The sequence below is a fragment of the Pectobacterium sp. S5 genome, assembly GCF_051707265.1.
GTDB lineage: Bacteria > Pseudomonadota > Gammaproteobacteria > Enterobacterales > Enterobacteriaceae > Pectobacterium > Pectobacterium polare.
Map to the genome: position 1 here is coordinate 301772 of NZ_JAULSZ010000001.1, position 19591 is coordinate 321362.

At 51.5% G+C, this 19591-nt stretch carries 16 protein-coding genes and 1 tRNA gene; 5 read left to right on the plus strand and 12 right to left on the minus strand.

The annotated features are described in order from the left end of the window. The first annotated feature begins 569 nt into the window (after positions 1–569). On the plus strand, positions 570–2300 hold the full coding sequence (gene argS / locus QWJ20_RS01450; protein WP_433991680.1) for an arginine--tRNA ligase: 1731 nt from the start codon (positions 570–572) through the stop codon (positions 2298–2300). A 110-nt stretch (positions 2301–2410) separates the two neighbouring features. Here argS and murJ read toward each other — a convergent pair whose 3' ends face one another. The 4 genes from murJ to rimJ all read right to left on the minus strand — a co-directional run bounded on the left by murJ (position 2411) and on the right by rimJ (position 6312). Further along, entirely contained in the window at positions 2411–3946 is a 1536-nt protein-coding gene (murJ, locus tag QWJ20_RS01455) for a murein biosynthesis integral membrane protein MurJ (protein ID WP_174865713.1), read from the minus strand. Between the two features lie 127 nt (positions 3947–4073). Then, positions 4074–5054: a Gfo/Idh/MocA family protein gene (locus QWJ20_RS01460; RefSeq protein WP_433991681.1), complete on the minus strand. Its 981-nt coding sequence runs from the start codon at positions 5052–5054 to the stop codon at positions 4074–4076. A gap of 28 nt (positions 5055–5082) precedes the next feature. Then, on the minus strand, positions 5083–5718 hold the full coding sequence (locus QWJ20_RS01465; protein ID WP_433991682.1) for a YceH family protein: 636 nt from the start codon (positions 5716–5718) through the stop codon (positions 5083–5085). A 9-nt stretch (positions 5719–5727) separates the two neighbouring features. Beyond that, entirely contained in the window at positions 5728–6312 is a 585-nt protein-coding gene (rimJ, locus tag QWJ20_RS01470) for a ribosomal protein S5-alanine N-acetyltransferase (protein WP_095699289.1), read from the minus strand. A 315-nt stretch (positions 6313–6627) separates the two neighbouring features. Here rimJ and mdtH point away from each other — a divergent pair, with 315 nt between their 5' ends. The 3 genes from mdtH (at position 6628) to QWJ20_RS01485 (ending at position 9429) form a co-directional block, all read left to right on the plus strand. Then, on the plus strand, positions 6628–7833 hold the full coding sequence (gene mdtH / locus QWJ20_RS01475) for a multidrug efflux MFS transporter MdtH (protein WP_095699288.1): 1206 nt from the start codon (positions 6628–6630) through the stop codon (positions 7831–7833). 182 nt (positions 7834–8015) lie between these two features. After that, positions 8016–8663 carry a glutaredoxin 2 gene (grxB, locus tag QWJ20_RS01480; RefSeq protein WP_433991683.1) on the plus strand — a complete coding sequence of 216 codons (648 nt, stop codon included), beginning with the start codon at positions 8016–8018 and terminating at the stop codon, positions 8661–8663. A 199-nt stretch (positions 8664–8862) separates the two neighbouring features. Next, positions 8863–9429 (plus strand): lipoprotein, encoded by a 567-nt coding sequence (locus QWJ20_RS01485; RefSeq protein ID WP_120358349.1) that lies wholly within the window; start codon positions 8863–8865, stop codon positions 9427–9429. Positions 9430–9522: 93 nt separating this feature from the next. Here QWJ20_RS01485 and QWJ20_RS01490 read toward each other — a convergent pair whose 3' ends face one another. Next, the gene (locus QWJ20_RS01490; protein WP_433991684.1) at positions 9523–10101 is read right to left on the minus strand and encodes a TorD/DmsD family molecular chaperone; all 579 of its coding nucleotides are present in this window, start codon (positions 10099–10101) and stop codon (positions 9523–9525) included. 47 nt (positions 10102–10148) lie between these two features. After that, the gene (locus QWJ20_RS01495) at positions 10149–10886 is read right to left on the minus strand and encodes a phosphatase (RefSeq protein WP_039480392.1); all 738 of its coding nucleotides are present in this window, start codon (positions 10884–10886) and stop codon (positions 10149–10151) included. A 279-nt stretch (positions 10887–11165) separates the two neighbouring features. On the opposite strand from QWJ20_RS01495, the gene QWJ20_RS01500 reads away from it, so the two are divergent. After that, positions 11166–11255 (plus strand) — tRNA-Ser (locus QWJ20_RS01500). A 285-nt stretch (positions 11256–11540) separates the two neighbouring features. Here the strand turns inward: QWJ20_RS01500 and QWJ20_RS01505 are convergent. The 6 genes from QWJ20_RS01505 to QWJ20_RS01530 form a co-directional block, all read right to left on the minus strand. After that, the gene (locus tag QWJ20_RS01505) at positions 11541–13100 is read right to left on the minus strand and encodes a methyl-accepting chemotaxis protein (RefSeq protein ID WP_095699281.1); all 1560 of its coding nucleotides are present in this window, start codon (positions 13098–13100) and stop codon (positions 11541–11543) included. A gap of 420 nt (positions 13101–13520) precedes the next feature. Continuing rightward, a complete protein-coding gene (gene rmf, locus QWJ20_RS01510) occupies positions 13521–13688 on the minus strand; it encodes a ribosome modulation factor (RefSeq protein WP_010276992.1) in 168 nt (55 codons plus the stop codon). Positions 13689–14005: 317 nt separating this feature from the next. Next, a complete protein-coding gene (gene pqiC / locus QWJ20_RS01515; RefSeq protein ID WP_433991685.1) occupies positions 14006–14575 on the minus strand; it encodes a membrane integrity-associated transporter subunit PqiC in 570 nt (189 codons plus the stop codon). Continuing rightward, positions 14575–16242 (minus strand): intermembrane transport protein PqiB, encoded by a 1668-nt coding sequence (gene pqiB, locus QWJ20_RS01520; protein ID WP_370761854.1) that lies wholly within the window; start codon positions 16240–16242, stop codon positions 14575–14577. Before pqiB ends, pqiC begins: the two co-directional genes overlap by 1 nt. Continuing rightward, positions 16202–17584 carry a membrane integrity-associated transporter subunit PqiA gene (gene pqiA, locus QWJ20_RS01525; RefSeq protein ID WP_433991686.1) on the minus strand — a complete coding sequence of 461 codons (1383 nt, stop codon included), beginning with the start codon at positions 17582–17584 and terminating at the stop codon, positions 16202–16204. Before pqiA ends, pqiB begins: the two co-directional genes overlap by 41 nt. Positions 17585–17678: 94 nt before the next feature. Beyond that, positions 17679–19589: an ABC transporter ATP-binding protein gene (locus tag QWJ20_RS01530; RefSeq protein WP_433991687.1), complete on the minus strand. Its 1911-nt coding sequence runs from the start codon at positions 19587–19589 to the stop codon at positions 17679–17681. Between the last annotated feature and the right edge of the window lie 2 nt (positions 19590–19591).

The window sequence follows — 19591 nt, forward strand, 5'->3', positions numbered from 1 at the left end:
AATTCTATTTTTCTCCAGGTACATTTATTTACACCTTCATTACATGGAACGCATTAAATGCAAAGAAAAGGTAATGATACCGTTTGATTAATAAGCGGAAATGTTTTTTACCTGGTGTAATCTGCGATACTTCTCGCAATCTATTCTGGGAGGAATCTTAAATAAAGCACGCCCCATTGAACGCCGAAAAAAAAACGTATAAATTAATAAAACAAATAATAACGCAGAGATATCACCATGGTTTTACTCATTATATCCATCGCACTTATCGCTATTGCGGCATATGCTATTTTTCGTCATTTTAAAACCAGAGACTCACATAAGATTGGTTCACATAGTCGGTCAAAAAAACGTTAAGATCGCGATTTGATTTATTTTTATTCTACCTAAAACTACTTTTTCTTTTTTGTCGTGTTCTCCTTATCCTTTTTTATCTCGTTCCCTCTTCTTTACTCTCACACTTGCCGGGTGTTTTTTCACCTGAACATCCCTTTGCCTCGCCCCGTCTGCTGACGAGGAAAGGCAAATATGGTATAAGCAAGGCTTAATTTTTTATTTAAGGTAAACCGGTGAATATTCAGGCTCTTCTCTCCGAAAAAGTCAGCCAGGCGTTAACCGCCGCGGGCGCGCCAGCAGACAGCGAAGCTCAGATTCGTCAGTCGGCAAAAGCACAGTTTGGTGATTATCAGGCCAATGGCGTCATGGCCGTGGCCAAAAAACTGGGCATGCCGCCGCGACAATTGGCAGAAAAAGTCGTCCAATTTTTGGCGCTGGAGGGCATTGCGGAAAAAACAGAAATCGCAGGCCCGGGATTTATTAATATTTTTCTCGATAAGCAGTGGGTTGCGAGCCAGGCTGAGAACGCCCTGAATGCACCAAAACTGGGTTTAACGCCCGTTGAACCACAAACGATTGTGATTGACTACTCTGCTCCTAACGTCGCGAAAGAAATGCACGTTGGTCACCTGCGCTCAACCATCATTGGTGATGCATCGGCCCGTACGCTGGAGTTTCTCGGCCACAACGTAATTCGTGCGAACCACGTTGGCGACTGGGGTACGCAGTTCGGCATGCTGATCGCCTACCTTGAAAAAATGCAAAACGAAAGCGCCAACGAGATGGATTTGTCCGATCTTGAAGCGTTCTATCGTGAAGCGAAAAAACACTATGATGATGATGCCGATTTCGCCGAACGCGCGCGCGCTTACGTGGTGAAATTGCAGGGTGGCGATGAATATTGCCGTCAGATGTGGCGCAAGCTCGTCGATATCACCATGACGCAGAACCAGATCAACTATGAACGCCTTAATGTCACGCTGACCAAACAGGATGTGATGGGTGAAAGCCTGTATAACAGCATGCTGCCGGGCATCGTTGCCGACCTGAAGGCAAAAGGTCTGGCGGTTGAGAGCGAAGGGGCAACGGTTGTTTTCCTTGATGAATACAAAAATAAGGAAGGCGAACCGATGGGCGTCATCATCCAGAAAAAGGATGGCGGCTACCTCTACACCACAACGGACATTGCCTGCGCCAAATACCGTTATGAAACCCTGAACGCCGACCGCGTGCTTTACTACATCGACTCCCGCCAACATCAACATTTGATGCAGGCCTGGACCATCGTGCGTAAAGCGGGTTACGTACCTGATTCTGTCAGCCTGGAACACCATATGTTCGGCATGATGCTGGGCAAAGATGGCAAACCATTCAAAACGCGTGCAGGCGGAACGATCAAACTGTCCGAGCTGTTGGATGAAGCCTACGATCGTGCATTGAAGCTCATCGCAGAGAAAAATCCACAGATGGAAAGCGATGAATTAACCGCGCTGGCGAAAGTGGTTTCTATCGGCGCGATCAAATACGCCGACCTGTCGAAGAGCCGTACCACAGACTACGTTTTCGATTGGGACAACATGCTGGCGTTTGAAGGCAATACCGCGCCTTACATGCAATACGCCTATACGCGCGTCGCGTCTATTTTCAAACGTGCGGGCATACAGGAAGACAGCTTAACGCAGCCGATTACGCTGAGCGATGAGCGCGAATTTGCGCTTGCCACGCGTCTGCTGCAATTTGAAGAAACCATCACCTCCGTCGCCCGTGAAGGCACGCCGCACGTGATGTGTAGCTACCTGTACGATCTGGCAGGTCTGTTCTCTGGTTTCTACGAGCACTGTCCGATTCTCAATGCCGAAAGCGACGACGTGCGTCAAAGCCGTCTGAGACTAGCGCTGCTGACTGCGAAAACGTTGAAGCAAGGTCTGGATACGCTGGGCATCGAAACCGTCGAGAAGATGTAATTCTCCATCGACTGAAAATCGATCCGTCGATTGACAGCAAAAACGCCATTGGTGCTGCCACCAATGGCGTTTTACGTTATAGGCAAAGACAGGCACGCTACGACTCGTTGTCACACGCTACGGCGGGCGAAATCCCGAGGGCGGAATCCCAACAACGCTAGCGTGGCAAAATAGGATCCGGCCCCTGCGACCACGACCAGCAACAAGCGCAGAATTCGCATCGTCATATTGCCGTCATCCCACGCGGGCATCCACCACAGCATACCCAGCAAAACCAGCGACATTACGATAACCGCAACGAGAAGGCGAACCAGAAACCCCCGCCAACCCGGTAGCGGCTGGAAAATATCCTGTTTACGCAGTTGCCAATACAGCAGCCCTGCATTCAGGCAGGAGGCCAGACCGATAGACAACGCCAGACCCGCATGCTGTAGCGGACCGATAAATATCAGGTTCATCACTTGCGTCAGAATCAGCGTGACTATCGCTATTTTGACTGGCGTCTTGATATCCTGCCGGGAATAAAAACCGGGCACTAACACTTTGACGACAATCAGTCCCATCAACCCAACCGAGTAGGCAATCAACGCCCGCTGGGTCATCAACGCGTCAAAGGCGCTAAATTTGCCGTACTGGAACAGCGACACGGTTAAGGGCTTAGCCAAAATGCCTAATGCCACCGCACTCGGCAGCGCCAACAGAAAACACAGGCGGAGCCCCCAATCCATCAGGCGGGAGTATTCGTCATGATTACCACTGGCAAAACTCTTCGCCAGTGATGGCAGTAAGATCGTCCCTAACGCCACGCCGAGAACGCCGGAAGGAAACTCCATCAGACGGTCGGCGTAATACATCCATGACACCGCCCCTTCGCTGAGGAAGGACGCGAAAATGGTGTTGATGATTAACGAAATCTGGCTCACCGAGACGCCCAGAACCGCAGGCCCCATCAGCTTCATGACGCGCCAGACGCTCGGGTCACGCCACTTCAGGCGCGGCAACACCAGCATGCCAATCTTTTTCAGATGCGGTAGCTGATAGCCGAGCTGCAGTAAGCCGCCAACCAAAACCGCCCAGGCCAGCGCCATCACCGGTGGGTTAAAATACGGGGCAGCAAACAGCGAGAAGCCAATCATGCTGACGTTAAGTAGTGTCGGAGCAAACGCGGGCACCGAGAAACGGTTCCAGGTATTTAGCACCGAACCGACCATCGAGGTCAGCGAGATCAGCAGGATGTAGGGAAACGTGACTCTTAATAGATCCGAAGTGAGCTCAAAGCGCTCTGGCGTCGCGGCAAAACCGGGCGCGGTCACCATGATGACCCACGGTGCGGCGACCATCCCCGCCACAGTGACTAACGCCAGAATCAGCGTCAGCATGCCGGAAACATAGGCAAGGAATGTTCGCGTGGCCTCGTCGCCCTGCTGGCTTTTATATTCGGCCAGAATCGGCACAAAAGCCTGTGAAAATGCGCCTTCCGCGAAAATTCGGCGGAGCAGGTTAGGCAGTTTAAACGCCACAAAGAAGGCGTCCGTCGCCATACCTGCACCAAAAATACGAGCGACGATAGCATCACGCACAAAACCTAAAACGCGCGATAGCATGGTCATGGAACTGACAGCAGCCAGTGATTTAAGTAGATTCATCCGATTATGTTCTGAACGGTTCAGGACCGATTATTAGCCCGTTGAGGTTATCCTGATTGCGAGGTGGGACTAGTCTACGCATTGCACGTGTAATAGCTACCGCACATTGTCATAACCGCCGAACTTTTCAGCTTTTTCCCAGCAATTTTTCAATCATGCGCTGGGACAGCAACGCTTGGTTACCTGATGTTTCCGCTGGTTTCCGTTGTTCAATGGCCGCGATGAAATGCTGCACCGCACCGACAAATCCGCGTTGTTCCAGCGTCGTTTGCCAGGATGGTACGGCCGGGCGGATCGTTATTCCGTCGCGATCTTCGCGCCATTCACGCATCTCATCTACCTGATAGAGGCCCCCATGGGTAACAGCCTGAACCCATTCGCGCTGGCTTCCAGCCTGACGGTGCATGCTGGTCGTCACCTGACAGCCGCCGCTCTGGAAATGGTGCTCGGCATACAGCAGTTGACCGTCCGCATTCGCATGCAACACGCCATCAATCAGTTGAGCGTCGCCGCCCGCAAGCCAGAGTGCAGTATCTACCACGTGCAGATAATCATCCAGCAGAGTAAAACGGACATCCTGCGGCCCAACGCCATTAATACGGTGTTTATCCATGCGCAAAGACGCCGGCTGATCCAGCCGCTGTTTTAGCTGCTGATAGCACGGTGCGAAATGGCGATTAAAACCAACCATCAAAATTTTTTGTTGTTGATCTGCCAATTCGACCAGTGCTTCCGCCTGCTCCAGCGTCTCTGCCAGCGGTTTATCCACATAAACATCGACACCGGCATTAAGCAATTGGCTCACAACGGAAAAATGGCTGGCGGTACTGCTATGGACGAAGACCGCATCGCACTGTGCTGCCAGCTCATCCAGCGCCGAGAAGTTCGTCATCCGATACTGCTGACAAATCCGCTGCGTTTTTTGCTGGTCGGGAGAAAACGCGCCGACCAAGTCCCAGCGTTCAGCCTGACTGAGAATCGGCAAATAGGCTTTCTGCGCGATGGATCCCAGCCCAACGACGCCGATACGAGGACGTCGGGTGGAGGCGTTATGTTCTGAAATACGATGTTCTGCGATGCTTTCCGCAGGCGTAAGCTGAGGCTTCATGACGAGCTTTCTCCCTGATACAGATTCGTTACGCTAACAGTGCGGCAATCTGCCGTTTGAGTTCAGCGACCTCTTTTTCTAACGCTTCAACCCGTTCGGCCAGCGGTGAATGATCACTTCCGCAGTCCACTTCGGGAGCAGCAACATCACTGACATCACCGCTGAAAAGATGCTGATAGCGGCTTTCCCGTTTACCCGCTTCCCGCGCCAACCGGACGACAAACGGCCCATCCTCACGCTGTTGCAACTGTTCAAGGGTGGATTCCGCTTCACCGACATCTGAAAATTCATACAAACGGGCCGCACGCGTCCGCAGTTCACCCGGTGTCTGTGGTCCGCGCAGAAGCAGCGTCGCCACCAACGCCACTTCCGCAGGCGAGAGCTTCAGGTCACCAAATTCAGAATTGCAAAAACGATGTTCATACTTCACGACACGGTTACCAAACCCGCTGAGCGTGCGCAGAAAATGTTTCTTCACGAGCAAATCCAGCGTTTGCTGAACCTCGCTTTCGCTCAGTTCCATCACAGGTTCACGGTTGGTTTTCTGATTACAGGCCGTGGTGATACCGTTTAACGACATCGGGTATTGATCGGGTGTGGTGATCTGCTTTTCCAGCATGCAACCAATCACGCGGGCTTCACGAGCATCTAATTGGTATTTCATCATTTTTCCTTAACGCGGAGACTTCCACTCGGCGTTGGTCAGCGCGGTTAATACATGATCCTGCCATTTGCCATCAATGAGCAGATAATTCTTCGCATAGCCTTCACGCTCAAACCCCAAACGCGTCAGTAACCCCCCACTACGCTGGTTATGCGGCATATAGTTAGCCATGATGCGATGCATATGCTGCTGACGCTGCATATAACGTATTGCCGGTTGCAACGCTTCATACATCAGCCCCTGCCCCTGCCATTTCTGACCGAGTGAATAACCCAGATAGCAGGCGTGAAACGATCCCCGCAGCACGTTGCTGAAATTCGCCACGCCGTATACTTCGTTTTCATTCGGATCCAACAGGAGGAAGTAATAGGCGCTGCCCTGCTTATGCATATCATTAATCACGCTCAACCGCGCCTGCCAGCCTGATGGGTAGCAATGGCTGGCGTCTCTCACAGGTTCCCACGGCTTAAGAAAATCACGGTTTTCAGAATAGTATTCGGCCAGACGCCATGCATCGCGTTCATGGGCCAGACGCACCACCAGCCTGTCAGTTGTCAATTGCACTCTTGCTGGCGTTGAACGGTAGCCAAACATTTTTCCCCCTGCCTCTCCATGTTATCGATAAGTAAAATTCATCGCCGCTGAAAAAGTGACTATTCCACACAAGCAGAAAATATCGGTATTTCTGATAATCCTTACTATAACCACATAAATTCATAGACGTAAAATCCCCGTCGTCGAGTTATTGCGCAGTTGAGTCAGGAAAGGCATTTTTTCTCGCCGAAATGCTACTCGGATAACGTTAAATCGATAAAAAAATATTATCCAACAATAGGCTATACCAAAGTCGAATTAGAGTACAAAATAGTCACGTCTGTTATTTTCCTCCTTTCTTTGTTGTGGTGAAACATGCCTCTGATGTCGCAAGCTCGGAGCTTGGGTAAATATTTTTTATTACTCGATAATATGCTGGTGGTTTTGGGATTCTTCGTTGTCTTTCCCCTTATTTCCATTCGTTTTGTCGACGATCTCGGCTGGGCTGCATTATTAGTCGGTATCGCATTGGGATTGCGCCAGTTTATTCAGCAAGGACTCGGTATTTTCGGCGGGGCCATTGCTGACCGTTTTGGTGCCAAACCGATGATTATTACCGGGATGCTGCTACGCGCCTCCGGTTTTGTATTCATGGCGATTGCCGATGAACCCTGGCTGCTCTGGCTGTCCTGTGCGTTGTCCGGTTTGGGTGGCACGCTATTCGATCCGCCGCGTACCGCACTGGTCATCAAGTTAATTCGTCCGCAGGAACGTGGCCGTTTTTATTCTCTGCTCATGATGCAGGATAGCGCGGGTGCCGTTATCGGTGCCCTAATCGGCAGTTGGCTGCTCCAGTACGATTTCGAGATTGTCTGCTGGACAGGTGCGGTCATCTTTGTGCTTGCCGCTGCGCTCAATGCCTGGCTGCTGCCAGCCTACCGCATCTCAACGGTCAAGACACCAATCCGGGAAGGCCTGACGCGCGTGATTCGCGACCGCCGTTTCCTGATGTATGTCTTAACGCTGACGGGCTACTACATGCTGGCCGTTCAGGTTTTGCTGATGCTGCCCATTATGGTCAACGAACTCGCCGGAACACCGTCTGCGGTGAAATGGATGTACGCCATTGAAGCGGTGCTGTCGCTGACGCTGCTTTACCCTATCGCCCGCTGGAGCGAGAAACGCTTCCGGCTGGAACAGCGCCTAATGGCGGGGCTTTTCATCATGTCCGTCAGCATGTTCCCAATCGGGATGACGACGGAGTTGCAAACTCTGCTGCTGCTGATCAGCCTGTTTTATATTGGTTCCATTATCGCCGAACCTGCGCGTGAAACTTTAAGCGCTTCGCTGGCAGACTCCAGAGCCAGAGGCAGCTATATGGGCTTCAGCCGACTTGGATTGGCGCTTGGTGGCGCGATTGGTTACAGCGGCGGCGGCTGGTTATTCGATACCGGACACGCACTGAATCAACCGGAACTACCGTGGTTCATGCTCGGCACCATCGGGTTCCTGACGTTAGCCGCACTGTATTGGCAGTTCAATCAACGCCGTATCGAACCCGCAATGCTGGGTGGTCATTAATCTGAATTTTACCGACGAGTTTGATCTCGTCGGTAAAGCCCTTCTATACTTTCCTAATACATTCAAACAATTGTTATCGGCGCGAGCCTTCTCGCACACTCGGTCTATCTTGTTTGATGATGGGTTACACGCTTGGTCGCCCCGCGGCCTTTGTCTACAACCTGTGATTTAGGAGACGATGCATGAAGCTCTACATTTACGATCACTGTCCCTACTGCGTTAAAGCGCGCATGATCTTCGGCCTAAAAAATCTTCCTGTCGAACTGCAAATAGTGGCGAACGATGACGCTGCAACGCCAGAGCGATTAATCGGCCAAAAGATGGTGCCCATTCTGCAAAAAGACGATGGCAGCTACATGCCAGAAAGCATGGACATCGTTCATTTCATCGATAATTACGACCGCAAACCGCTGTTGACTGGCTCAACCAGTCCAGCCATCGCCGCCTGGCTGCGTAAAGTCACCGAGTATACGCCACGTCTGATTATCCCTCGTTTTGCTCAGGCAGCCTTTGAAGAGTTTGCCTCCGCTTCCGCCCGGCACTATTTCGTCAATAAGAAGGAAGCCCAGCTAGGCAAATTTGCTGACCATCTGAGCCATTCACAGGGGCTGATTAAGAAATTGAACAATGATTTACAGGATCTGGATCCGCTGATTGTTCAGCCGAATGCCTGTAACGGTACGTTATCAACAGACGACATCAACCTCTTCCCGCTGCTACGTTCGTTGTCCATCGTTGCGGGTGTTACGCCGCCTTCCCGCGTTGCAGACTATCGGGATAATATGGCAAAACAGACTCAAGTCACGCTACTCAGCAGCCTGGCAATCTAACCGTTTAGTTTTACTCCGCCGCTTCGTTCTGAAGCGGCATTATCCGCCATTTCAGTGCTATCCTATTGTTTACCCTGCGCATCAGGCGCACGCTGCTCTTGCAGAATCGTGTTGATTGTTCACATAAAGCGATTGTTCATGTGAATAGACCACCGTAGAAATGAATTGTGCGCGTTAATAGCATCAAGAGGTCAGAATAATGAAAAAATCAGGATGGATGGCAGCGGCCGCAGTGCTGCTGGCTTTTACACTCAGCGGCTGTAATAAACTCACGCAATACACGCTCAGTGAGCAAGAAGTGAATGAGTACCTGCAAAAACACAATGATTATCAGAAACAGCTGGGCGTGCCTGGCGTGGTGGATGCCCATATCGTGTTGACCGAGCTATCCAGCCAGATTGGTCGGGCAGAACCGGGGAAAGTGACTCTGACGGGCAATGCGAAGGTCGATATTTCGTCTCTGTTGGGCAATCAGGCTGCCGACATGAAGCTGACGCTGAAAGCACAGCCGGTTTTTGATAAAACGCAGGGCGCGATTTACCTGAAAGACATGGAACTGGTTGATTACACCGTACAGCCGGAAAAAATGCAGGCGGTAATGAAAACGCTAAGCCCATATCTTAATCAATCGCTAAAAAGCTATTTTGACCAAAAACCAGCTTACGTATTGAATGCGGATAAGAGCACGGCGGAATCGATGGCGAAGAAGATGGCAAAAGGCATCGAAATCAAACCTGGCCAGATTGTTATCCTATTTACTGACTAATACTGACTCGCCGATAGCACACATCATGTCTGCTATCGGCGCACTAGGTTTCATACTGCGAAGTTTCATACTGCGAGGTTTCATACCGCGGTATTATTCTTCCGCTTCCGACTCGTCTTCTTCGTCGCTTTCACCCAGTTCATCTCGCATCGCTTCCAACGCTTCACGGCACACTATCGCCAACGTACGATAAAATGCGGTGGTGGCGTGACTTTCCACTTTCCCGAGAAAACGATCGCTCCACGGTAAAAGATACTCATCGAACAGGGTAATCTGTGCCGCCGTTTCGTCTTCTTGTGCCTGATCTTCCAACCATGACGCTGCAAGCAATAAGCTACCAAAATGACCAACCGCACCACCGTCATTTAGCGGCATGCCGCGCTGTTGTAAAAAGGTACGAATTTCCGCGTCATCAGCATCGCTTTCATAGGACGAACGCAACGGTGACACCGCGCCGTTTTCGCTATCAAACAGTGCCTGATAATCCGCCTCCATTGCGGGCAAATCCAGTCCCTTTTGCAAACGCTCCAACAACGCATCCTGTTCTAACGGCCAGTGCTGCACCAGTTTCCCGTCTTTAATCAGCGTGAATAACGGCGTCAGCAAAGGATCTTGCGGTTGGCGATAAAACAGTGTGCCCAATAGGCGGCACACAATAGAAAACTCGTTCATTCATAACCCTATTTATTGTTAAGTGACATTACTTTTAGGTGACAGCGTCACAAATCAGCAAGTTCAGCGATAGCAGGCATTCCACGCTGTTCGAGGAAATCCAACACGCGCCGAGGGCTTACGTTCAATATCCGATCCTGCGGAAAATTAACTTCCTGCAAAATACGTTCGCAGTGGGTAAAGTCTCCCAGAGAAAACGCAATATGGGAATCAGAACCTAAAGAAAGTAATCCACCCGCGTCACGAACGGCTTCAGCAATCGCCCGACAGTTTGGCTCACTGCCTTGGCGTGAATGCATGAAAGAGGAGTTATTTAGCTCCAGCGCAACGTTGTATTTCGCCGCAGCTTCCGCAATCGCGCGGATATCGACAGGAAATTTCGGGTTGCCGGGATGGCTAATGATATGCGCATCGCCACGTGCCATAGTCGCAATCATCGCTGTAGTATGCGTGTCTTTATCCTGTGGTGGAAAAACCGGCTCATGAAAGCCCGCAATAATCACATCCACCTGACCCAGCATCGGTCCGGTGCAGTCGATATCGCCTTCAATGTTTTTAATATTCGCTTCGATACCGCGCAGGATTCCGACGCCATCAACCAAACGCGGCCAAACGCGCATGTTCATGAAGTGCCAGTAATGCGGCGCATCCGCCATATCCGGGCCATGATCGGTAATAGCAAACAGGCGGATGTTCTTCTGCTGTGCTTCGACGATGTAATCATGCAGGGTACTGTAAGCATGTGTGCTGGCAACGGTGTGCATATGTAAATCGACGGGATACATAGGTTCTCCTGGGTCAACGTTTGCAAATCAGCATACCATTTTCAGGGCTATTCCGCAGCCAGTGAACGAAATTACAACGCATGATTAACAATACTGAAACATGATCTTTGGGCGCATAACTTGGGAATGCGCGATGGCGAGAATGAAAAGCGGTGAGCAAAGCAACAAATTGCGTTAACTTTAGCTAATTGCGCGCATTGAATGCAGAAGTTTGTTGACGCTGTTCGGCAATTTCCCTACATTAGCGCCGTCCGCTGCTATGCGATACAGCGAGGCCACGGTGAGGTGTCCGAGAGGCTGAAGGAGCACGCCTGGAAAGTGTGTATACGTGAAAACGTATCAAGGGTTCGAATCCCTTCCTCACCGCCATATAAAAGAAAACGCCCTTGACGCAAGTCAGGGGCGCTTTATTTTATATCGTTGGAACGGATGAGAAGCCTTGACAGGGTTCGACAAAACGACAGGACTGGCGTTTTGGACCGCCAAAGGCGGCCCGCAGGGCGAGCGGCAGGACGCCGCGAGTCAATCCCGCCACAGATGTACGCCGAACTGCCCTTGACGCAAGTCAGGGGCGTTTTCTTTTATATCGTTGGAACAGATGAGAAGCATCGGCAGAGTTCACGCTGACATCTGAACTCTGCCGTTTTGTCGCAGCTATCTTGCCCCCAACGCCAAATAGTTGCCCGCAGACTCATCTACACGAAATTGTTCAACGGTGCGTGACAGATCCTGTGCCTGCTCATTCAGCGATCTCGCCGCAGCCAGCGCTTCTTCAACCAACGCCGCATTCTGTTCGGTACTCTGATCCATCTGCGATATCGCGAGATTGACCTGTTCAATACCAGAACGCTGCTCCGCACTCGCCACGCTGATCTCTCCCATCATGGACGTGACGCGGTGCACGCTTTCAACCACTTCACTCATGGTATCGCCAGCCTGCTTCACGAAATCTGTGCCCTCACCCACCTTGGCAACCGAGTCATCAATCAAGCCTTTAATTTCCCGAGCGGCGGATGCCGAGCGCTGTGCCAGCGTGCGGACTTCACTCGCGACTACTGCGAAGCCGCGGCCTTGTTCACCGGCACGTGCCGCTTCTACCGCCGCATTCAGCGCCAGAATATTCGTCTGGAAAGCGATGCTGTCAATAACACCGATGATATCCACAATCTTACGCGATGATGTGCTGATGGAGTCCATCGTCACCACGACCCGGCTGACAACATCCCCACCACGCACTGCCACATCCGATGCCGACACCGCGAGTTCATTCGCATAGCGCGCGTTGTCCGCATTCTGTGTCACTGTCGCGGTCAGCTGCTCCATCGCCGCAGCCGTCTGCTCTAATGCGCTGGCCTGCGATTCGGTACGAGCAGACAAATCGCCGTTACCCGATGCTATCTGCGTCGAGGCTGTGGCAATGGAGTTTGTGCTGCTGCGAACCTGATTAACCAGATGCGACAGATTGTCACGCATCGCACGGATAGCGTAAAGAATACTGGTTTGATCGCCCGGCTTCGTTTCAACATCGACGCGCAAATTGCCTTCCGCAATTTCGCGCACAACCTCCACCGCATATTGCGGCTCGCCGCCAAGCTGGCGCATCAGCGTTCGCAACATATTCCATGCAAACGCGGAAATGATTAACAGCAGAACCAGCCCTAAAGACAGCAAGATCAGCGCATTACGCCAGAACGTTTGTTGGATATCGTCAATATAGTCACCGTAGCCAATCGTCCAGTCCCAAGGTTCGAATTTAATGACGGCATAAAGCTTCTCAACTTTATTCTGCTGCCCCGGACGCGTCCCTTCCGCGATCACCGTGCCAATCGTATTGCCTTGAAGCGACGCGCGGTAGCGTTCTCCCGCTTCTTTACCGCCATTAGCGTCGATGATGCCAATGCGTTTAGGATTAGGGTGAACGTAGTTCACATCATTCGTATAGCCGCGCACGAAGAAATAGCGATCGTCCTGATGGAAACTGCCAATCGCCCGTTTAGCCTCTTTCTCTGCTTCCTCGCGTGATAGTTGACCGCTTTTCTCAAGGTCATATGCCTTTTGAGCCGCCGCGTGAGCCAGTTGAACCAGCGTAGAAAGCTGGCCGGTGCGTTCGCTCATCATCGTGTTATAGAGCGTATTCAGCGCCACCGCAGATAAAATTAACATCCCTAACAAGGTCGTACTGCACAGCAGTGCAATTCTGGTTCGTAATTTCACGATATTCTTCTCTCTAACCGCTTTTCAGAAAATTCCGAGCAAAAAACTACACTACATTGCCGCCTTGAGCCATACCATCCAGGTAGTAATGATAGATTTTTTAACAATAAATAATGAATAATTACCTAAATCGCTCAATTTAAAATCAATATCGAGCAGTAACGACTAAAAAAATGATCGAAATCGAAATTAATAGGTAAATAACGTTACAGAAGTAACAACGCTCTGGATCGTTGTGAGAGGACATCTATTTGTTGAGGACGTGTATCGATCGAGTGTATCGATCGTGTCTGTCGGTTGAACTTTGTATCGATTGAACTCTGTATCGATTGAACAGAGAGAAGCAGAATCAGGGCATTTAGCCCCTAAAAACAAAAGCCTCCGCAAAAGCGGAGGCGTTCCCTTTAATGACAAGGCGCGCTAAGCGGTAACAGCCCTGTCCTCCATGGCTTTTCGCCAACCTCCCAACCAGTAAGACCGGGCATTAATTGATTGATAAGGACAAAATTCCTTTGGTCTACCGACAATACCTGCTTGATAACCACGTGAATGAGCCCGTTCCAGGCGATCGCGTTTCTGTCTCTTCATGCCTTATTTCCCTCATCATTTATCTGGTGGAAAGAAAACAATGATTACTTTATAAGCAACCACAGACTATCAATACCGATTCTGTCGCCAAAGGTCAAGGCGCAAAATTCACGCCAGTGTCATATTTGTGATCCAAAATAGGAATTTTCCCCACTAAAAAACGGAAAAACTTAACTGATTGAAAACAATAAAAAACCTCTAAAAACGTAATGCAATCACAGCATTACATCTTTAGAGGCCTGATTTTTTAGGGATTTGGTTTTTAGAACCATCGTTATTTCAAACCGTGACCGGATAATACCGAGCACCTGTCATCGTTATTTCAGTGTCCCCGCCTGCTGAGCAATCGACTGGGAAACCTGCTGCCAGCCTTGCGCCAGCGTTCTTACCAGCGCGTCATAACCATCTTCTGTTTGTGGCAGCATCACGCTAAAGGGGCGTTTAACCACTTTCCCCTGATAGGTCAGCATCCATTCGCCACGGACGATAACATTGCCATCATAACGGCCGTGAAAGCCCGTAACCGCCACGTTCAGAACCGCTTGTTCGCTTCCCTGCGGCTGCGTGGTCACGACCCAGCCGGGCAATTTATTCCCCAGATTAGTCACCAGCGCCTGCTGTAATTGCTGATCCAACGGGCTGGCCCACAGGTTGTTACTGGCAATGACATACTGCACATCGTTAGTCTGATAAACCAAGCCTGCATTGACGAGATAATCCGCCACGCTGACATGTTCAACCCATAGCGGATGGCCCTGAGTCACCGCAGCCTGTATCGTATTGGTCTCCGCGATTGTCGGCAGCTGATAATACGTTTTCTGCGTATTGCTACTGCTGCTGCACGCGCTCAATACCAGAGCCAGAACCAGTGTCCATGCTTTCATCATTATTTTGCCCTCTTCGGCTGAGGATCCTGACTACCCGAGGCCTCAAAGACCAACGCATTACTTTTCTCGTTCAGGGTACGCAGCACAGGCTGTAGCTCCCTCAGCACCTGATCCAAGCGCTGCATGTCCGCCACCATCTTGTTATACGCTGGTGAACCAGGCTGGAAGCCTTTCATGCTGCGATTCAACTCAAGCAACGTTTTTTGCATATCTTCCGGCAGATCCTGCATCGCTTTGCTGGACGTCAGCTTGTTCAGCGTCGCCAGCGTTTTTTGCATTTCACGCAGCGTTGCCTGACTTTCCGTCAGCGTCTTCGTTGCTTCATTGACCATCGGGTTCAGCGGCAGGTTATTCACCTTATCCAGCACCGCCATCAGCTTCTGCTGAATCTGTGACAGGCCACCGTCAATGGTAGGCAGAACCGGGTAGCCATCCAGGACGAACAGCCGTTTATCCACTTTCTCTTTTGGATAAAAATCGAGATCAATATAGAGCGCGCCCGTCAGGAGGTTAGCCGACTTCATCGACGCACGCAGCCCCAGAGACTGGGCTTGCTGCAGATGCTGTTCAAAGTCGAACGAGCCGCCAATTTTTTTCTCGAACCGATCGGGCTCAATACGAATCAGCACCGGAATGCGATAATCATCATCCAGTTCCTGCTTCATATTGCGTGGGAAAAACGGTGCTTCAGCAACCGTTCCCAGCCGAATCCCCCGGAATTCAACCGGTGCCCCCGCCTGCAAACCACGGATCGATTCGCTAAAGAACAGCAGATACTCTTTATATTCGGTGTATAGCGAGTCCTGAATACTGCGTTGGTTATCAAACAGTCGGTACTGTGCCATTGTCTTGGCCGCATCGCCCAGTTCCCATCCAGCGGGAACATCAAAGCTGACGCCGCCGCTGAATAGCGTAGTCAGCGAGCCCATTTCGACACGCATGCCCTGCGCCGACATATCGAACGCAACGCCGCTGTCTTTCCAGAAGCGAACATTGCTGGTGACTAGACCGTCATACGGCGCAGAGATAAACAGCTGATAGCGCATTTTGCGCGCTTTCGGATCGAATTCGCTGGTTTCCACCGATCCTACCCGATAACCGCGGAACAGGACCGGATCGCCCGCATTCAGCTGCCCGGATTGCTCACTGTCTAATATCACCCTGATACCTTTCGCATCCGGTGAGGCCAGCGGCGGCGCATCCAGCAGGGTAAACTCGTTTTTATCATCTTTACTGGCACCGGGCTGTAGCTCGATGTAAGCGCCGGATAAGAGCGTCCCCAGACCGGACACCCCTTCGCGGCCAATTTGCGGCTTCACCACCCAGAAAGCGGAGTCCTGCTTGAGCAGTTTATCCATACCGTCATGCAAACGTGCTTTGATCTCCACCCGATGGAGGTCATCACTCAGCACGACACTCTCTACGATCCCAACGTCTACGCTACGACTCTTGATGGCAGTTTTTCCCGCTTCAATGCCTTCTGCGTTGCTGGTAATCAGCGTAATTTGCGGCCCCTGATGGCTGAAATGGTAAAACAGTATCCAGGCACCGATCAGCACTGTGACAATCGGCACAATCCAGACCGGCGACCAGCGTTTAATCGTTTCTACATCCGCAATCGCATGGTTATCTTTCGCCAACGGCAGGCTCCTTATGAAGAACATCATCGCGACGATCCCACAACAAGCGGGGATCAAACATCATCGCGGCAAACATGGTCAGAATCACCACGGCCGCGAACAACACCGCCCCAACGGCGGGATAAATACTCATCAGGCGACCGATACGCACCATCGCAGACAGGACGGCAATAACGAACACATCAATCATCGACCAGCGTCCAACAAACTCAACCATCTCATAGATAACATGCATCCGCTCGCTGTCTTCCGTTTTCTTGGTTTTGCGATTCGCCTGCCAACAAAGCCAGCCTAACGCCAGCATTTTTAGCGATGGCACCATGACGCTGGCGATAAAAATCACCAGCGCGACGGGATAAGACCCCATTCCCCACAGCAGGATAACGCCCGACATAATCGTCGATCCCATGCGATCGCCGAAGGCTTCTGTCACCATGATCGGCATCAGATTCGAGGGGATATACAGCATGATGGAGGTAATCAGCAGGGCCAGCGTCCATTGCAGACTGTGCTTCTTACGGGCATGTCCACGTGAGTGGCAGCGCGGGCAGATTAACTGGTTGGCTGGCAGAATGGCGGTGCAACATGTGCATGAACGCAGCCCTTGCGATAACCCACTTTGTCCCAGAATCGGTGGCGCAGGCAGCGCGGGGGGCGGCACGATGTCATTCCACAACCAGCGGCGGTCGAGGCTTTGGAAGGCCAGCAGCTGTAGCAGACAGAACAGGACAAAAGGCATAAAACTGGTGCCGATGCCGATATCACCATAGGCCATCAGTTTGACAAAGCTGACCAGCACACCAGCCAGAAAAATTTCTGCCATACCCCAGCTTTTGAGGTGGAACAGCATTTTTCCCATGCTTTTTTTCAATGCCAGCGGCAGCGAAGCGTGTAGGCAAAGCAGAATGAGGGTCGCCATACTGAAAGCCGGGACCAGTTGGACAAAAAGCATAAACAGCGTCGCGACGCTGGCGTAGTTTTCCGCCACCATCACTTTAGGAATTTGTATCAGGGTAATTTCGCTGGTGATTCCCGCTACACGCATAGAAACGAAGGGGAAGAGGTTTGCCAGCAATAGCATGATCAGCGCGCTCACCGCGTAGCCAACAGGCCGTTTACGCGGTTCCGTCTGGTGGTTGGTTAGCGTGGTTTTACAGCGTGGGCAGGTCGCTTTCTGGCCGCGTGACAGCTCAGGTAACTCCACCAGCAGGTCACACTGCGGGCAAAGCATATAGTCATCGTGGTGATGATGTTCGTGTTCAGGGTTATGTTCAGAACCATGTTCAAGGCTATGCCCATGAGCAGGGTCATGTGGAAGATCGTGCTTGTGTTGAAGATCAGGGTCATGCCGATCGTGATGGGAACACACGCATTCTCTCCTTCAAAATTCGTCAGCTTATAACCAAAAAACCATCAATACGAGACGTTACGCCCGTATTGATGGTGCTACACAGCAACGCGTATTAGTCGTTTTTCTGTGCTTCCAGCTCTTCCCAACGTTCGAAACAGGTTTCCAGCGCACTTTCCGCTTCCGCCAGCGCACTTAAGACCTGCTGCGTCTCTTCGCGTGGGCGGTTAAAGAAACTGGCGTCATTCATTTGCGCTTGCAGCGACGCAATTTCCTGCTCCAGTTGCTCAAGACGCTGCGGCAATTGGTCTAATTCGCGCTGCTGGTTATAACTTAATTTCCCCGTGCTTCGTTTAGCGGACGGTGCGGTGTTGACCGTCGCCGCTGGCGCGGTTACCGCCGATGCAGCCGTCATCCGCAGTGGTGTCGCCGTTGCACGCTGCTGTTGCGCATCAAAATACCCGCCGACAAAGCGAGAAATCTTGCCCTCACCTTCAAAGATCCAGCATTCGGTAACCGAATTATCAACGAACTGACGATCGTGGCTGACCAGCAGAACCGTTCCCTGATAGCTTTCGATTAACTCTTCCAGCAATTCCAGCGTTTCCACATCCAGATCGTTGGTCGGTTCATCGAGAATCAACAGGTTACTGGGTTTGAGGAACAAACGCGCCAACAGCAGGCGGTTACGCTCCCCACCCGACAACGCTTTTACTGGCGTCATGGCGCGTTTCGGATGGAACAGGAAGTCCTGCAAATAGCCCAGTACATGACGTGAACGGCCGTTGACCATCACTTCCTGTTTGCCTTCTGCCAGATTGTCCATCACCGTACGTTCTGGATCGAGTTCAGCACGGTGCTGATCGAAATAGGCAACTTCCAGCTTAGTGCCACAGTGCACGCGTCCGCTGATCGGCTCTAACCCACCCAGCATTAATTTTAGCAGCGTGGTTTTACCGCAGCCATTCGGCCCGACTAACGCAATCTTATCGCCGCGCTGCACCTGAGCGGAGAAATTGCTCGTCAGCACTTTATTGTCAACCTGATAGCTTACCTCTTCCAGCTCAAACACAATCTTGCCGGAGCGGGCAGCTTCTTCAACCTGCATTTTCGCTGAGCCCATCACTTCACGGCGCTGCGCGCGATCCTGACGCATGGCTTTCAGCGCTCGTACGCGGCCTTCATTACGGGTACGACGAGCTTTAATGCCCTGACGGATCCACACTTCTTCCTGCGCCAGCTTGCGATCGAACTCTGCATTTTGCAGATCTTCTACCCGCAGCGCTTCTTCTTTCCCTTCCAGATATTTTTCGTAGTTACCCGGCCAGGAAACCAGTTTTCCGCGATCGAGGTCGACAATGCGGGTCGCCATATTGCGAATAAATGAGCGGTCATGGGAGATAAAGACAATGCTGCCCTGGAACGTTTTCAGGAAGGTTTCCAGCCAGTCAATCGTCTCAATATCCAGATGGTTAGTTGGTTCATCCAGCAGCAGCACGCGCGGCGAACTCACCAGCGCCCTGCCGAGTGCAGCTTTACGCAGCCAGCCACCGGAAAGCGAAGCCAGCGGCGCATCGGCGGACAGACCAAGCTGTTCCAGCACCTCGTGAATACGGCTTTCCAGTTGCCACAGGCCCTGATGCTCCAGAACGTCCTGCAACTTAGCCAGTTGATTCAGGTTCTTTTCACTCGGATCGCTTTCTACCAGACGCAGCATGGCGTGATAGTTTTTCAGGTGATCCGCCTGCGCGGCGACCCCTTCAGCAACAAAATCAAAGACGCTACCAGCAACATCACGCGGGGGATCCTGTTGCAGGCGCGCGACAATCAGATCCTGTTCATAGGTGATACGACCATCATCCAGCGGGATCTCTTTGGCCAGAATTTTCAGCAGGGTCGATTTGCCCGCGCCGTTACGGCCAACCAGACAAACGCGCTCATTCTCTTCGATATGGAGTTCGGTGTTATCCAACAGCGGCGCATCGCTGAACGACAGCCACGCACCTGAAACACTGATTAAAGACATCG

Coding starts and splice junctions, on each gene's coding strand:
- murJ (WP_174865713.1), bottom strand. CDS start 3,946: ATGAATCTACTTAAATCACTGGCTGCTGTCAGTTCCATGACCATGCTA.
- QWJ20_RS01460 (WP_433991681.1), bottom strand. CDS start 5,054: ATGAAGCCTCAGCTTACGCCTGCGGAAAGCATCGCAGAACATCGTATT.
- QWJ20_RS01465 (WP_433991682.1), bottom strand. CDS start 5,718: ATGAAATACCAATTAGATGCTCGTGAAGCCCGCGTGATTGGTTGCATG.
- rimJ (WP_095699289.1), bottom strand. CDS start 6,312: ATGTTTGGCTACCGTTCAACGCCAGCAAGAGTGCAATTGACAACTGAC.
- mdtH (WP_095699288.1), top strand. CDS start 6,628: ATGCCTCTGATGTCGCAAGCTCGGAGCTTGGGTAAATATTTTTTATTA.
- grxB (WP_433991683.1), top strand. CDS start 8,016: ATGAAGCTCTACATTTACGATCACTGTCCCTACTGCGTTAAAGCGCGC.
- QWJ20_RS01485 (WP_120358349.1), top strand. CDS start 8,863: ATGAAAAAATCAGGATGGATGGCAGCGGCCGCAGTGCTGCTGGCTTTT.
- QWJ20_RS01490 (WP_433991684.1), bottom strand. CDS start 10,101: ATGAACGAGTTTTCTATTGTGTGCCGCCTATTGGGCACACTGTTTTAT.
- QWJ20_RS01495 (WP_039480392.1), bottom strand. CDS start 10,886: ATGTATCCCGTCGATTTACATATGCACACCGTTGCCAGCACACATGCT.
- rmf (WP_010276992.1), bottom strand. CDS start 13,688: ATGAAGAGACAGAAACGCGATCGCCTGGAACGGGCTCATTCACGTGGT.
- pqiC (WP_433991685.1), bottom strand. CDS start 14,575: ATGATGAAAGCATGGACACTGGTTCTGGCTCTGGTATTGAGCGCGTGC.
- pqiB (WP_370761854.1), bottom strand. CDS start 16,242: ATGATGTTCTTCATAAGGAGCCTGCCGTTGGCGAAAGATAACCATGCG.
- QWJ20_RS01530 (WP_433991687.1), bottom strand. CDS start 19,589: ATGTCTTTAATCAGTGTTTCAGGTGCGTGGCTGTCGTTCAGCGATGCG.